General features: G+C 64.7%; 1 protein-coding gene. It reads left to right on the top strand.

Annotated elements, in window-relative coordinates; translation table 11 throughout:
- On the top strand, positions 1-388 hold a 388-nt coding region (locus BTA35_RS17450; RefSeq protein ID WP_274378450.1), incomplete at both ends, for a lipid II flippase MurJ.

Here is a 388-nt window from a genome sequence, read left to right as displayed (position 1 = left end):
GTCGACCGTACTCGCTTGGATGCTCGCGGTCGTCTCCGTCGTCGGGGTGGCCGGCGCGTCATGGGTCGTCTACGGCGTCGCCTCGGGGCTGCGCGCCGACGGGCAGGCCTTTGCACTCGCGGTGACGATGACGCGGATCATGTTCCCGTACATCATCTTCATCTCGCTGACGACGCTCGCCGCCGGCGTACTCAATACGTACGGCAAGTTTTCGCTGCCGGCCTTCGCGCCGGTCTTGCTGAATATCGTATTCATCGTCGCCGCCGTGTTCGTCGCGCCCCACATGAAGGTGCCGGTCTATGCGCTGGCCTGGGCCGTCATCGTCGGCGGGGTGTTGCAGTTCGTCGCTCAATTGCCCGGGTTGCGCAAAATCGACATGGTGCCGCTC

It is taken from the genome of Oceanospirillum linum, from assembly GCF_001995095.2.
Taxonomy (GTDB): Bacteria; Pseudomonadota; Gammaproteobacteria; order Pseudomonadales; family Halomonadaceae; genus Oceanospirillum; species Oceanospirillum linum.
The sequence above is the reverse complement of the archived record's forward strand: the minus strand, read 5'-3'. Positions and strand labels throughout refer to the sequence as shown.